The organism is Yoonia sp. 2307UL14-13 (assembly GCF_037572755.1).
Classification (GTDB): Bacteria; Pseudomonadota; Alphaproteobacteria; order Rhodobacterales; family Rhodobacteraceae; genus Yoonia.
Window position 1 is genome coordinate 133,483 of record NZ_JBBIFZ010000002.1, and the last position, 13,013, is coordinate 146,495.

Consider the following 13,013-nt stretch of genomic DNA (forward strand, 5'->3'; position numbering starts at 1 on the left):
CGCACCGCATGGGCATATGACGTGTCGGCACATGCGTTGATTTGATTCGTGCCAGACCCGTAAACTATGGTTTATTCGATCGCATGAAAATCACCGATCTTGTGGTCACGCCCACCCATTTACGCTTTCTCAATCGTCGGTTTTCGCGCACCGTTGGTCGCGGCGGCGTCACCGATCGGAAGGCCGAAGGGGATGGTGCGACCCCCCGCGGGACCCATCGGATCGTGGGAATACTCTACCGCCCGGATCGGCTGAAAAGGCCAGCCGACTGGGCCCTTCCGATCCGCCCTGGTGACCTTTGGTCGGACGATGTGACCGACCCCGACTACAACCTCATGGTGAAAAAACCCCACAAATACAGGGCCGAAACGCTGCGCCGTGCGGACCCGATGTATGACGTGATTATTCTGACAGACTGGAACTGGCCTTATTCGGTCAAGGGTCGTGGCTCGGCCATTTTCATGCATCAGTGGCGCGGCAAGGGCCGCCCGACGGCGGGCTGCGTCGGCGTCAGCCGCGCCGATCTTTTGTGGATCGCGCCACGTATTCGTTACGCGACGCGGCTTGTTATCCAATAACCCGTCACGCGCGCGTAAACTCGCCCCACGAAACGTGAGAGGCACCACCGATGAAGCACCAAGGCCCCTTTATGACCCCCGAAGAAATCGAACAACTTCCCTACCGCCCATGCGTCGGCGTGATGCTGGCGAACACCCGCGGCCACGTCTTTGTCGGCCAGCGGATCGATCGGAATCAGGACGCCTGGCAGATGCCCCAGGGGGGCGTCGATCCCGGTGAGAAAACGTTGGATGCGGCCTTGCGTGAATTGGTGGAAGAGACGGGCGTGACGCCGAACCTGGTCACGATCGAGGCGGAAACGGAGGAACTGATTCGCTATGACATCCCGCATGAGTTGGTGCCGAATATCTGGAAAGGGCGCTATCGGGGGCAGGAACAGAAATGGTTCCTGATGCGGTTCCATGGCTCGGACGACCAGATCAACCTGCAGACAGAACATCCGGAGTTTTCGCAATGGAAATGGTTGCCGAAAGAGGCACTGGTGGATGCCATCGTGCCGTTCAAGCGCGAGGTCTATCAGCAGGTGGTCACCGCATTCTCGGACAAGCTCTGACTTTTTTGGGTTAGTGGGGTAAGCTGCGCCAAGGAACCGGGGCTGGCGCACGTCCAATCCCGAAACAGGAGCATCGCCCATGAAAACGATCACCCTTGCCCTTGGCCTGACCGCCCTTGCTTCGCAAGCTATGGCCCTTAGCTGCATCCGCCCTGACCCTATGTCGACGTTCCAGCGCGTCGCGGCGGCGGAAGAGGCTTATTACGTGCTTTACGGTCAACTGACCTTTGACGAGGCCGCTTTGCCGCCAGGCCTGTTGAATGGCAATGAGTCGACGCCCGATCCTATCCCGGCCCGGTTCGAAGGAAAAGGACTGACGAAACAGGGATTTACGTCTGATTTCATCAGCCCCGTGAACCTGCAGATTCAATGCGCTGGACCATGGTGCGGGTCGGCCCGGAGCGGAGCCGAGGCCGTTTACTTCGTCTTGGCGGATGACCCTGTGACCTTCATCGCCGAACCGTGTGGCGGGATGATCTTCGACGACCCGCCGCAGGCCATGCTGGACGCGCTCACCACCTGCATGCAGGGCGGCGATTGTTCATCGCAGCCGTTGCAGTAGGCTGACCGAAGCGTAGCCATCCGCAGGTAGCCCCTGACTGCGCTGATAGGCCCGGATCGCTGCCATGCTGTTCGGGCCGATCTTGCCGTCCACCCCGCCGGTCGAGAAACCTGCCGCTGTCAGCCGCTGCTGCAGCTCGATCCGCTCGGCCCGGCGCAGGCCGCGTTCGCCGTTGGGCCAAGCTGTGCGCAGAGGACCCATCCCGCGGATACGGTCGCCGAGGTGCCCCACCCCGATGATGTAGGCCTGCGCGTTGTTGTACCGCGAGATCGTCGTGTAATTGGCAAAAATGAGGAATGATGGCCCGCCCGCCCCGGTCGGCGTGATCAGCGACGCATTTCCGTAATTCGGCACGGCCCGTCCATCGACGCCGCGTACGCCAAGCTGGTTCCATGACGCCATGGACCGACCCGAAGACTGATTGTAGTCGAACCCGCGCGGCAGCAGCACCTCGATCCCCCAAGGCTGCCCCTGACGCCAGTTGAACCGGCGCAGATAGGCCGCAGTCGACGCCAGCGCGTCGCTGGGATCATCCGCCCAGATGTCGCGACGCCCGTCGCCAGTGAAATCGACGGCATAGGCCTGATAGGATGTCGGGATGAATTGCGTATGACCCATCGCCCCGGCCCATGATCCGGTCATGTTCTGGGGCGCCACGTCGCCACGCTGCAGAATGCCCAAGGCGGCGATCAGCTGTTGTTCGAAAAACCGCCCACGCCTGCCGTCATAGGCCAATGTCGCAAGGGTCGAGATCAGGGGCACGTCGCCACGGCGCTGCCCGTAATTGCTCTCCATCCCCCAGATCGCTACGACGATGTGGGGTGGGACGCCATACGTCGCTTCGATCCGGTTCAGCAGGTTGCCATATTGGCGCACCATCGCGCGCCCGTTCTGCACCCGCGTGTCCGATGCGGCGGTGGACATGTATTCGCCCAACGGTTTCACGAATTCAGCCTGATTGCGGTCGCGTTCGATGGAATCCGGCAGGTAACGCACATTGGCGAAAGCCGCGTTGAACGTTCGGTCCGTGATTCCCGCAGCCCGCGCCCGCGACCGGAAACCGGCCACCCAATTCCCGAAACCGCTCGCTTGCGCAGACAGCACGCCCGGCATTGCTGCCGCCAACCCTGTCGCGATGAAAGTCCTTCTTTGCATTGTGTTTACCGCCTCTGATTTTTCTTTTGCCCCTAAGATAACGCAATCAGCGGCAGAGCCCAATCACAGTTCGGCGGTCTCGCGATTTTTTGCGATCATCACCGATGGTTCGGGCCAGCAATTCGACAGAACCTCGATCGCCTCGCGCAGCATCGGGATCCGGCGCGGACGGAAAGAGTGTTCGGTGACGTGCAGGTTCTGCATCCGGTCGAGCCGGAAATTTCGGTAAGCCTGTCGCAGATGGCACCACGCGATCAGCGAATGGGTTTCTTTCAGATAAACGATGCTCAGCGGATCGACCTGCCGGGTCGTCGCAGCGCCTTCGGCATCGATATAGTCGATCTCAATCGTCCGCTCATCCCAGGTTGCCTTGCGCAGGGCGCGGACATCGACGGTCGGCTGCGGCGGGCGGACAATCCGATCGGCGGCAAGGACGGCATATTGCAGCCTGTGCGCTTGGGCGTTTGGTAGCCGCGCTTGCAGTTTCGCCAGCGCATTCTTGGCCGAGGCCGCCAGATGCGGGTCAGCCACCGCCTGCACCTCGCGCAGACCCAGCACGATCGCCTCAATCTCTTCATCGTCGAACATCATCGGCGGGACCGAGGCATCCTCGACCAGCGCGTAACCGTAGCCTGCCGTGCCGTCGATGATCGCTCCCAAGCCCCGCAGAGCGTCGATATCGCGGTAAAGTGTCCGTAAGGATACGCCTGTTTCGGTTGCCAACAATTCCGCCGTCACCGGCGGCGGATTGCGGCGCAGGGCTTGCATCAGTTGAAACAGGCGGGCGGTGCGGGACATGTGGCCACTCTAATGCTCCTGCCGGAAATTGTCAGCAGGCTCTGGCATCTCATCGACCAGACAAACGGAGATGCCAATGATCACCCTCATCACCTATCAGGCCGGGTTCGGCCAACTCAGCTTCAGCCCATTCTGTGTCAAGGCCATGTGGCTGTTGCAGGCGGCGGATGTGGAATGGAAGCGGGACGACTGCAACGACCCACGCAAATACCCGAAAGCAAAGCTGCCGGCGATCAAGGATAACGGCCAGATCATCGGCGACAGCCACAGCATCCAGGCGCATCTGGAAAGTAAAGGTGCCGATTTTTGGGGTCGTGCGGACCCGGCGGCCCGTGCCATGGGTCACGCCCTGATCCGCATGGCCGAAGAGCACATATATTTCCACATTCTGCTCGACCGCTGGGGGAACGAAAAGATCTGGCCGATCATCCGCGAGGAATATTTTGCCGCCATCCCCGCTCTGCTGCGCCGTCCGATCACGGGCGCGATACGCAAGTCCACCCTGAAAGGGATGCACGCGCAGGGGCTTGGCCGTTTCACCCCCGAAGAACGGCTGAGGCGGATCGAACCCGACCTGCAGGCCATTCACCATGTCCTCGGCGACGACCCTTTCCTGTTGGGCGACGAACCGCGGCTGCCTGATTACAGTGTTGCCGCGATGCTGGGCGCGATCATCGCCAGCCCCCTACCGACCGGTCTGAGCGAAAGGGTGGCCAACGATCCCAAACTGGCCGACTATGCCAAACGTGTTGCTGACAGGATGGCCCCATGACCCGCCCTTTCGATAATCCGCAAGTAAAGGCCGTCTTTGACGGCTTTCCACCCGATATCCGCGATATGGCGCTGACCTTGCGCGATCTGATCTTTGAGGTGGCCGACGACACACCGCAGGCGGGTCGTATCGAAGAGGCTTTGCGCTGGGGGCAGCCGTCTTACCTGACACCTGAGACCAAATCCGGTTCGACGTTGAGGATCGCTGAGGCCAAAGGCGGCGGCTGCGCGATCTTTGCCCATTGCGCGACCGATATCATCGGCACCTACGCGGCGACCTTCCACGATTGCGAGCGGATCGAGGGGAACCGGGCGGTGATTTTCAAAGACCCGTCAGACATCGAACCCGACAGGCTGCGCCTGCTGATCTTTCACGGGCTGACCTATCACCTGAATTAGACGTCTTTCATCACCAGACGATCATCCTCGATCACCAGATTCCGACGGCGGCCGGCGGCGGCGGCATCGGCGGGTACGGTGCTACAATCATCGCAGGCACCGACAAGATCGACCCAGGTGCCCGTGCTTTGCCGTTGCACGATATGGCGCGCGACCATGCGGGTCTGCGTCTGGGCATCGTGGGCGGCGATGTTGGCATGAGCGTTCATTTTCCGATCTCCGGTCGTTACACCGGCGATTTTCCCCCGCATTGGGGCGATTCCATGACACGGGTGGTGCGGAAATGGTGCGTTTTTCGCAGTTGCAGCATAAAACGCAGACAATGTGCCGCGACATCGGAAATTGTTGATGAAATTGACTGGGCCGCAGCGCTCAGGTCACAAAGTCTTCGCGGCTGTAGCCCTGCAAGAACAAAAGTGCGGTCAGGTCACCGTGGTTCACCCTGATCTCGCATTTTTCCTGAACCGCAGGCTTTGCATGCAGCGCGACACCCATGCCTGCACGGGTCAGCATACCAAGGTCGTTGGCACCGTCCCCGACAGCCAGCACATCCACACCGGTCAACCCCAACCGCGCGGTAATCTCTTCCAGCGCATCCACCTTGGCCTGCTTTCCCAGGATCGGCAGACCCGGCGCGCCTGTCAGTTTGCCGTTCTCCACCAGCAGCGTATTCGCCCGGTTTTCATCGAAACCAAGTGCGGCGGCCACGCGCGAGGTAAACGCCGTGAACCCGCCAGAGACCAAAGCCGCATAAGCCCCGTTCGCCTGCATCGTCGCAACCAATTCGTATCCACCCGGCATGTATGTAATGCGGGTGTCGAGGACGTGTTCGATGATGCTCTCGTCGAGTCCTTTCAGCAGGCAGACACGTTCTTTCAGCGCTTCCTCGAAATCCAGTTCGCCGTTCATCGCCCGCGCGGTGATGTCCGCGACACGCTCGCCGACACCGGCCTCTGCCGCCAGTTCATCGATGCATTCCTGCCGGATCATCGTGCTATCCATATCGGCCAGCAGCATCTTCTTGCGGCGGTTCTTTGATGGCTGAACGATCAAATCCACCTGCGCTGTCTGCAAATCCGCCCAGACATCCCATTGATTGCCCGGTTTCGCAGGCACCACAAATTCCGCCGCCTCATCCACGGCGAGCCATGTCGCATCGCCCCCGCCCCAAGCATTGCGCAGCACATCCACAAGTGCCGCATCCAGCGTGCGTATTTCGGGCGAAGTCAGGAGTGTGACGATGAACATGGGTTTCCTATCGGCGTCCGCGATGTCGCAAAAAGCATCTTACGCGGCGGTCTAGTGCGATTTTGTCTGTTGTGAAAGACGAAAGCCGCCGCTATCTCCGCCAATGGGACACCCTTCCCCAACGAAGGGCGCATATCTGTGAGGATACACATCAATGGCATTGACCAAACCGGCTACGCGGCCGGCTAATTCGCGTTTTTCGTCTGGCCCCTGCGCCAAACCCCCCGTTTGGAAACTGGATGCATTAAGCGACGCCGCCCTCGGGCGGTCGCATCGGGCTGCTGTCGGCAAGGCCAAGCTGGCCGAAGCGATTGAGCTGACGCGCGAGGTCCTGCGTGTCCCTGCTGACTACAAGATCGGGATCGTGCCAGCCTCTGACACAGGCGCTTATGAAATGGCGATGTGGTCGCTTCTGGGTGAGCGGCCTGCGGAGATGGTCGCGTGGGAGAGCTTCGGCGCGGGTTGGGTGACCGATGTCGTCAAGCAGTTGAAGATCGACGCGACTGTTCATCAGGCGGGCTATGGCGAGATCGTCGATATGGCCGCGCTGAACTATGACAATGATGTCTGCTTTACGTGGAACGGGACGACCTCTGGCGTGCGTGTGCCCTCTGGCGATGTCATTCCCGCCGACCGGGCTGGGCTGACGCTCTGCGATGCGACTTCCGCCGCTTTTGCGCAGGACCTTCCGTGGGACAAGCTGGATGTGACGACCTTTTCCTGGCAGAAGGTGATGGGTGGCGAGGCAGCGCATGGCATGCTGATCCTGTCGCCCCGCGCGGTGGAACGGCTGGAAAGCTATACTCCGCCATGGCCGCTCCCCAAGATTTTCCGCCTGACCAAGGGTGGCAAGCTGATCGAAGGCATTTTCCAAGGCGCCACGATCAACACGCCGTCAATGCTGGCGGTTGAGGATTATCTGGTCGCTCTGAAGTGGGGCCGGTCGATTGGCGGGTTGGATGCGCTCATCCATCGCGCCGATGCGAATGCGCGCGCGATTTGGAATTTCTGTGCGTCGCATGACTGGATCGACAATCTGGCGGTGGACAAGGCGACGCGGTCGAATACCTCCGTCTGCCTGAAATTCACCGATGACCGGATCAAGGACGGTGCGGCCTTTGCGAAAGCGGTCGCCAAGCGGCTGGAGGGCGAAAATATCGCGCTGGATATCGGCGCTTATCGCGATGCTCCGGCGGGTCTGCGCATATGGTGTGGCGCGACGGTCGAGACGTCTGACATCGAAGCGATGCTGCCTTGGCTGGAATGGGCGTTCGAAACCGAGATTGCCACCCAGTGATCCGCTGCCCCGGACAAGATCCGGGGCCTCCAACAGAATTGACCAAGAGGTCCCGGATCAAGTCCGGGACTGCGTTGCAAAACATCCAAAGGAGCGCCCTCATGGCCCCCAAAGTACTCATCTCTGACAAACTCTCCCCCGCCGCCGTGCAGATCTTCAAGGATCGCGGGATTGACGTCGATTTCCAACCGGACCTCGGCAAGGACAAGGACAAACTGCTTGAAGTCATTGGCCAGTATGACGGCCTTGCCATCCGCTCGGCCACCAAGGCGACCGAGAAAATCATCGCGGCTGCCGATAACCTGAAGGTCATCGGGCGGGCCGGGATCGGGGTGGATAACGTCGATATCCCCGCCGCGTCCAAGAAGGGGATCATCGTGATGAACACGCCTTTCGGCAATTCGATCACGACGGCCGAGCATGCGATTTCGATGATGATGGCCGTCGCGCGGCAGATCCCCGAGGCGAATGCATCGACCCATGCGGGGAAGTGGGAAAAGTCGCGCTTTATGGGTGTGGAACTGACCGGCAAGACGCTGGGCGTGATCGGCGCGGGGAATATCGGGTCGATCGTGATCGACCGTGCGCAGGGGCTGAAGATGAAGGTGGTGGCATATGATCCATTCCTTTCCGAGGACCGGGCGGTGGATATCGGGGTGGAGAAACTGGAGTTGGAAGAACTTCTCGCCCGGGCTGATTTCCTCACGATGCATGTGCCGCTGACCGAGCAAACCAAGAATATCCTGTCACAGGAAAACATCGCCAAGCTGAAGAAAGGCGCGCGGATCGTGAACTGCGCCCGGGGCGGTCTGGTGGATGAAGAGGCGTTGGCTGAGGCGTTGAAAAACGGTCATGTCGCCGGGGCCGCCTTTGACGTCTTTGCCGTGGAGCCCGCCACGAAAAGCCCGCTGTTCAATCTGCCCAATGTCGTCGTGACCCCGCACCTTGGGGCAGCGACCACAGAGGCGCAGGAAAACGTCGCGCTGCAAGTGGCTGAGCAGATGTCCGATTATCTGCTGACGGGTGCGGTGCAGAACGCGCTGAACATGCCATCTGTCACTGCCGAAGAAGCCAAGGTCATGGGTCCCTGGATCAAGCTGACGGGGCACCTTGGCAACTTCATCGGCCAGATGACGGATGAACCGATCAAGGCGATCAATATCCTGTTCGACGGTGAAGCGTCCGAGATGAACCTCAAGGCCCTGACCGCCGCGACGATTGCCGGGATCATGATGAAGGCGAACCCGGATACGAACATGGTCAGCGCCCCGGTGATCGCGAAGGAACGCGGCATCAAAGTGTCCACGACCAAGCAGGACCAATCGGGTGCGTTCGAGGGTTATGTGAAGGTGACAGTCGTGACCGAAAAGCGGGAACGGTCGATTGCCGGCACTGTCTTCAGCGATGGCAAGCCGCGGTTTATCCAGATCAAGGGCATCAATATCGACGCCGAGATCGGGGCGCACATGCTGTATACCACCAACGAGGACGTGCCGGGGATCATTGGTGCGCTGGGGATGACGATGGGGTCGCATAATGTGAACATCGCGAACTTTACGCTGGGTCGGTCCGAGGCCAAGGGCGAGGCGATTGCGCTTCTCTATGTGGACGAGGTGGTGCCTGCGCCCGCGATTGCGGCGCTTGAGGCGACGGGGCTGTTCCAACAGGTCAAACCCCTGACGTTCGCGGTGTGAGAATGACGCGCCCGTTCTATGCGATTGGCGATGTGCATGGCCAGAAGGCGATGCTGGATCGGGCGTTATCATTGATCGAGAAAGATGGCGGTCCAGAGGCGCAGGTGGTGTTTCTGGGCGACTACACGGATCGTGGGCCGGATAGTCGGGGGGTCGTGCAAACGCTGATGGACGGGGTTGCCGCGGGGCGCGACTGGACTTGCCTGAAAGGTAATCATGACCGGATGTTCACTAATTTCGTGCGGCACGGGATTGAACACGATGCGCGGGTGAAGTCGGGGATCTCGTGGGTCAATCGACGACTTGGCGGTGAGGCCACTTTGGCCTCATACGAAATCAATGGCGTGATGCATTTTGATCCGCATTCTGTTGGCGAGCCTGAACGGTTGGCCCATTTCGAAAGCGATCTTGGGTGGATCAGTCCCGAAAAGTTGTTAGATATCGCGCGCAGGGAAGTGCCGACCGAACACCTTGATTTCCTTGACGCCCTGCCCTTCTGGCACCGGACCGATGATCTGCTCTTCGTCCATGCAGGGCTGTGCCCGGGCGTGCCGCTTGAAGATCAGGTGGAGGATGATCTGATCTGGATTCGCGATGGTTTTCTCGACAGCGATCATGATTTCGGGTGGCTGATCGTGCATGGTCACACAGCGCTCGATCACCCGCAGCACTTCGGCAACCGCGTCGATCTGGATGGCGGCGCGGGTTATGGGAACCCGCTGATCCCGGCTGTGTTCGAAGGGCGTGATTGCTGGCTTTTGACCAATGCCGGGCGCGTGGCGTTACAACCCTAGCGGGAAATGTAGAGTCAAAATCTTCTCGTTTATGCCATGATCAGCTTAAGCTATTGATATAATTTATCTAATCCTCAAAACCATCTATCGGAAAAAGATATGAATTCCATCGGACCTCCATAGGACCCCACAGTGCGCACGGTCATCGTCGCGTTAACGTTTGAGAGCATGCGTCAGGACGGTTAAAAGAGGGTGAACAGGCAGCAATTTCTAATCAGCTTATGGGAGTTGTCTGCCAAAGAGTTATATCGGTTTGATTTCGGCTTTGCGGGAAGAAGCTGCCATTGAGCCAATACAGCGAAAACACTATGACAACTTGCGGATCCTGTTGATTGGGAAATTGAATGAAACAAAAGATCGGAACTTCTTTTCAATCTGAAGAGGTCGTCGATCTCTATCTCTATCGACCCCCATACCCCCAAAAAATATACGATCTGATTGTCAGTCATTCCCCTAGCAGAGGCCGTATTCTGGATCTGGGGTGCGGACACGGCAAAATCGCAAGGCCGATGTCACAACATTTCAGCTCTGTGACGGCAGTTGACCCATCAGCACACATGCTCGCACTTGGAAAGTCCCTTGAATTTGGAGCGGCGACGAACCTTGAATGGGTCGAAAGCTATGCGGAAACAGCGCCGTTGACAGGTCGGTACGACACTGTCGTCGCCGCCCTTAGCATCCATTGGATGAACCATGATGTTCTCTTTCCCAAACTGTCTGAGCATCTGAAAACGCATCATCTCTTTGCAGTCATAGAAGGTGATGGCGCGCATAAACCACCGTGGGAAAGCGATTGGCAAACCTTCCATGAAAAGTGGGTGCCAAAGCTTACTGGAAAGCCATTTCATCCGAACAAAGATCCTTCGTTCTGGGAACGGTATCTCGATTATGTCGAGGTAAAGGAAACGCATGAGATCGTTTCCGAGCCAATGCATCAGAGCATCGAGGACTTCATTTCATGCCAACACTCTCGCGATACTTTTACGATTTCAAAGCTGGGTAGTGATCTCGAGAGCTTTGATAGAGAACTTCGAGAGCTTCTGTCTCCCTTTGCGAACACGAATGGCGATTTGGAATTTCAAAGTTTCACCAAGCTGACCGCGGCCACCGTCCAACAACAAATATGAAACAATTCGCTAAGTGGTCCCTGTGCGCCTACAAGCAGATGTCACCTTGGCCTCAAACCCGACCCTCATGATCGCTCACCCAAACCGCATCACTCCCGTCGAATAACCCCGGTCACCGCTGCGGCTCCGATCGCTGTCACTACCCAGCCGAGCGTGATCAGCCACCACCGTGTCCACCAGAGCCATTGCCCCCATGGGCCCCGCGTCGTTGATGGGGCCCAGGCGGCCTCTTGCCCCAGTGCCACCAGCGGCACCACCAGATCAACCGCGTAAGCGACGGCGTTGAATGTTTCGTAGTCGCGTCCTTCGGTGTAGGCGTCGGTGCCTGCGATGTATTTGTCGGACCAGACCTGCGCGGGGTTGGCCACATTGTCGTCGCGGGCGAGTACCTGCCAGCCTTCGGAGATCAGGATGGGGGCGGCGGTGGGGGCAAAATCCCCCCGTTTCCATGCCTGATCGGCCAAGAGCCAGCCGATCAGCACCAGCGCCATGAGCATGTAAAAGCTGCGCTCGGGCTTGTGCCCGTAGCCGACGACGAGCCCGAACACCTTGTCGGCGGCCAGACTGCCTGCATTCCGCAGACGCGCCCGGATGTTGTGCCAGCGCTGTTCGTCGCGGAACTGTTTCAGGCCGTAGCCATGGGTCAGCGCCCCGACCGCGCCGGGGTCGAGCAGCATCTGCAGGCGCCGCAGGTTCTTGTCATCGGGCCGGCGTTTCCCTAACCGCGACAGCCGGGTGTCCCGCGCCTCGCCCTCCATCAGGCTTGCCTTGACCAGATCATCCCGCCAGTCCATTTCGCGCTGCCAGCGCACGCGCGAGGCTTTGCGCTGTTCCTTTTCCTTCGCGACCATGATCGCGCGAGCGTCGGACCGGTGCCCCGTTTCGCGCAAGAGCGCCGCCAGTTGTTCATAGGGTTGCGGATAGAATTCCCGCCGCGACACCGCCCCCTTTTGCAGCCAGGTCAGCCGTTCGGGCACGTTGATCCCGCCGTGCAGCACATCGTAGCGGAAGCCGGACAGGAACAGCCGATCGACCTTGGCCCAGCTTTGCGCGTCGTCCCAAAGGTCGCCCACATGGGCCGAGGTCAGATCGACCGCGCCCGCCACATCCGTGATCCGCCGCCAGATGAACCCCTCTTTCACGACCAGCCGTTGCGCGTTCAGCGCGTGGCCACCCTGATTGTGAAGCGTCGCGTGGGCGCAATCCAGCACGCCACCGATTTCGGCCCCCAGAAAGCTGACCTCGCCCTCGAATACACTTTCCCGCAAGAAGGCGTCGCCCTGCACCTGCGTGCTTTGCGCGTTCAGTGCGATGCCGTTTTCGTTGCGCAGATCGGCCCCGATGCAGACGACCTGCCCGCCGATACGTGCGCCAAGCAGGCTGACGAGACCCTCGGCCCGGGTTTCCTCGAAATGCACGCTGCTGGCGATGCGGATGCCCTGCGCCTTGAAGGCCGATTTGCCGGGGTTGTGGAACACGGCGCGATTGCAGGCGAGATGCCCCTTGATCTCGCCCCCCGATAGCGAGGTTTTGCCGTCGATCCGCGCCCCGTTCAGCGCGACATTCCCACTGATCTGGAGACGTGCGGCGTTCAGCCCTTGCGGCAGCGTACTGCCCGCCAGCGCCAGCCCATCGGCCTGAAGTTGCAGCATCTGGGGCTGTTCGGCGATGTGGCAGTTGAATAGGTCGATCGGCCCCCGCGCCTGCGTGAAGCTGAGGTCGAGTTTGCCTGCTATCCAAGCGCCGGTCACGGTGACACCCATGGGTTGGGTCGCGAAGTCTTTGCAGCCGCCAAGGATCAGATAGCGCAGCAAGGCCGCCCGGATCAGGACCTGCGGCGCTTTGAGCGTGGGAACCGTCGGCCCGATGCGGGCGACCTCGCCTTGCGCGACCTGTTCGATCAGGGTCAGCTCGGCCGGGGTGAGCAGATCATCTTCGCGCAGCTGCACCACTTGCGCCCAATCGGTGATCAGATGCAGGTCGTCGTAAATCATGAGGGCAAGGCTAGGGGTGGGCGGATGATCCGGCAATCCGCG

Annotated in this window: 14 protein-coding genes; 9 read left to right on the forward strand and 5 right to left on the reverse strand. The window is 59.8% G+C overall.

The window, feature by feature from the left end; translation table 11 throughout:
* The first annotated feature begins 83 nt into the window (after positions 1–83).
* The 3 genes from V8J85_RS08090 (at position 84) to V8J85_RS08100 (ending at position 1,694) form a co-directional block, all read left to right on the forward strand.
* Positions 84–578, forward strand: coding sequence for a L,D-transpeptidase family protein (locus V8J85_RS08090; RefSeq protein ID WP_339953214.1), 495 nt, complete (start codon positions 84–86; stop codon positions 576–578).
* Between the two features lie 71 nt (positions 579–649).
* The gene (locus tag V8J85_RS08095) at positions 650–1,132 is read left to right on the forward strand and encodes an RNA pyrophosphohydrolase (RefSeq protein WP_339953215.1); all 483 of its coding nucleotides are present in this window, start codon (positions 650–652) and stop codon (positions 1,130–1,132) included.
* A 79-nt stretch (positions 1,133–1,211) separates the two neighbouring features.
* Complete coding sequence (locus tag V8J85_RS08100) at positions 1,212–1,694, forward strand: hypothetical protein (RefSeq protein WP_339953216.1); 483 nt, start codon at positions 1,212–1,214, stop codon at positions 1,692–1,694.
* Here V8J85_RS08100 and V8J85_RS08105 read toward each other — a convergent pair.
* Positions 1,674–2,849 (reverse strand): lytic murein transglycosylase, encoded by a 1,176-nt coding sequence (locus V8J85_RS08105; protein WP_339953217.1) that lies wholly within the window; start codon positions 2,847–2,849, stop codon positions 1,674–1,676. The two genes, V8J85_RS08100 and V8J85_RS08105, sit on opposite strands and share 21 nt — an antisense overlap.
* A 63-nt stretch (positions 2,850–2,912) precedes the next feature.
* On the reverse strand, positions 2,913–3,647 hold the full coding sequence (locus tag V8J85_RS08110; protein ID WP_339953218.1) for a helix-turn-helix transcriptional regulator: 735 nt from the start codon (positions 3,645–3,647) through the stop codon (positions 2,913–2,915).
* A 76-nt stretch (positions 3,648–3,723) separates the two neighbouring features.
* Here V8J85_RS08110 and V8J85_RS08115 point away from each other — a divergent pair, with 76 nt between their 5' ends.
* Positions 3,724–4,419 carry a glutathione S-transferase family protein gene (locus V8J85_RS08115; protein ID WP_339953219.1) on the forward strand — a complete coding sequence of 232 codons (696 nt, stop codon included), beginning with the start codon at positions 3,724–3,726 and terminating at the stop codon, positions 4,417–4,419.
* Complete coding sequence (locus tag V8J85_RS08120) at positions 4,416–4,817, forward strand: DUF1801 domain-containing protein (protein ID WP_339953220.1); 402 nt, start codon at positions 4,416–4,418, stop codon at positions 4,815–4,817. The genes V8J85_RS08115 and V8J85_RS08120 overlap by 4 nt, the downstream gene beginning before the upstream one ends.
* On the opposite strand, the gene V8J85_RS08125 is transcribed toward V8J85_RS08120, so the two are convergent.
* Both V8J85_RS08125 and serB read right to left on the reverse strand, forming a co-directional pair.
* On the reverse strand, positions 4,814–5,068 hold the full coding sequence (locus V8J85_RS08125) for a hypothetical protein (RefSeq protein WP_339953221.1): 255 nt from the start codon (positions 5,066–5,068) through the stop codon (positions 4,814–4,816). The genes V8J85_RS08120 and V8J85_RS08125 overlap by 4 nt on opposite strands.
* 121 nt (positions 5,069–5,189) lie before the next feature.
* Entirely contained in the window at positions 5,190–6,065 is an 876-nt protein-coding gene (serB, locus tag V8J85_RS08130) for a phosphoserine phosphatase SerB (RefSeq protein WP_339953222.1), read from the reverse strand.
* 154 nt (positions 6,066–6,219) lie between these two features.
* Here serB and V8J85_RS08135 point away from each other — a divergent pair, with 154 nt between their 5' ends.
* The 4 genes from V8J85_RS08135 to V8J85_RS08150 all read left to right on the forward strand — a co-directional run bounded on the left by V8J85_RS08135 (position 6,220) and on the right by V8J85_RS08150 (position 10,977).
* Entirely contained in the window at positions 6,220–7,362 is a 1,143-nt protein-coding gene (locus V8J85_RS08135; protein ID WP_339953223.1) for a phosphoserine transaminase, read from the forward strand.
* Between the two features lie 101 nt (positions 7,363–7,463).
* Positions 7,464–9,056 (forward strand): phosphoglycerate dehydrogenase, encoded by a 1,593-nt coding sequence (gene serA, locus V8J85_RS08140; protein ID WP_339953224.1) that lies wholly within the window; start codon positions 7,464–7,466, stop codon positions 9,054–9,056.
* A 2-nt stretch (positions 9,057–9,058) separates the two neighbouring features.
* On the forward strand, positions 9,059–9,850 hold the full coding sequence (locus tag V8J85_RS08145) for a metallophosphoesterase family protein (RefSeq protein ID WP_339953225.1): 792 nt from the start codon (positions 9,059–9,061) through the stop codon (positions 9,848–9,850).
* A 344-nt stretch (positions 9,851–10,194) separates the two neighbouring features.
* Entirely contained in the window at positions 10,195–10,977 is a 783-nt protein-coding gene (locus tag V8J85_RS08150; protein WP_339953226.1) for a class I SAM-dependent methyltransferase, read from the forward strand.
* Positions 10,978–11,066: 89 nt separating this feature from the next.
* On the opposite strand, the gene V8J85_RS08155 is transcribed toward V8J85_RS08150, so the two are convergent.
* Positions 11,067–12,971: a hypothetical protein gene (locus V8J85_RS08155; protein WP_339953227.1), complete on the reverse strand. Its 1,905-nt coding sequence runs from the start codon at positions 12,969–12,971 to the stop codon at positions 11,067–11,069.
* Positions 12,972–13,013: the final 42 nt, after the last annotated feature.

What these genes read in the sequence shown, in the direction of transcription:
- V8J85_RS08105 (WP_339953217.1), bottom strand. Translation starts at nt 2,849, where the DNA reads ATGCAAAGAAGGACTTTCATCGCGACAGGGTTGGCGGCAGCAATGCCG.
- V8J85_RS08115 (WP_339953219.1), top strand. Translation starts at nt 3,724, where the DNA reads ATGATCACCCTCATCACCTATCAGGCCGGGTTCGGCCAACTCAGCTTC.
- V8J85_RS08120 (WP_339953220.1), top strand. Translation starts at nt 4,416, where the DNA reads ATGACCCGCCCTTTCGATAATCCGCAAGTAAAGGCCGTCTTTGACGGC.
- V8J85_RS08090 (WP_339953214.1), top strand. Translation starts at nt 84, where the DNA reads ATGAAAATCACCGATCTTGTGGTCACGCCCACCCATTTACGCTTTCTC.
- V8J85_RS08110 (WP_339953218.1), bottom strand. Translation starts at nt 3,647, where the DNA reads ATGTCCCGCACCGCCCGCCTGTTTCAACTGATGCAAGCCCTGCGCCGC.
- V8J85_RS08095 (WP_339953215.1), top strand. Translation starts at nt 650, where the DNA reads ATGACCCCCGAAGAAATCGAACAACTTCCCTACCGCCCATGCGTCGGC.
- V8J85_RS08100 (WP_339953216.1), top strand. Translation starts at nt 1,212, where the DNA reads ATGAAAACGATCACCCTTGCCCTTGGCCTGACCGCCCTTGCTTCGCAA.
- V8J85_RS08150 (WP_339953226.1), top strand. Translation starts at nt 10,195, where the DNA reads ATGAAACAAAAGATCGGAACTTCTTTTCAATCTGAAGAGGTCGTCGAT.
- V8J85_RS08135 (WP_339953223.1), top strand. Translation starts at nt 6,220, where the DNA reads ATGGCATTGACCAAACCGGCTACGCGGCCGGCTAATTCGCGTTTTTCG.
- serA (WP_339953224.1), top strand. Translation starts at nt 7,464, where the DNA reads ATGGCCCCCAAAGTACTCATCTCTGACAAACTCTCCCCCGCCGCCGTG.
- V8J85_RS08155 (WP_339953227.1), bottom strand. Translation starts at nt 12,971, where the DNA reads ATGATTTACGACGACCTGCATCTGATCACCGATTGGGCGCAAGTGGTG.
- serB (WP_339953222.1), bottom strand. Translation starts at nt 6,065, where the DNA reads ATGTTCATCGTCACACTCCTGACTTCGCCCGAAATACGCACGCTGGAT.
- V8J85_RS08125 (WP_339953221.1), bottom strand. Translation starts at nt 5,068, where the DNA reads ATGCGGGGGAAAATCGCCGGTGTAACGACCGGAGATCGGAAAATGAAC.
- V8J85_RS08145 (WP_339953225.1), top strand. Translation starts at nt 9,059, where the DNA reads ATGACGCGCCCGTTCTATGCGATTGGCGATGTGCATGGCCAGAAGGCG.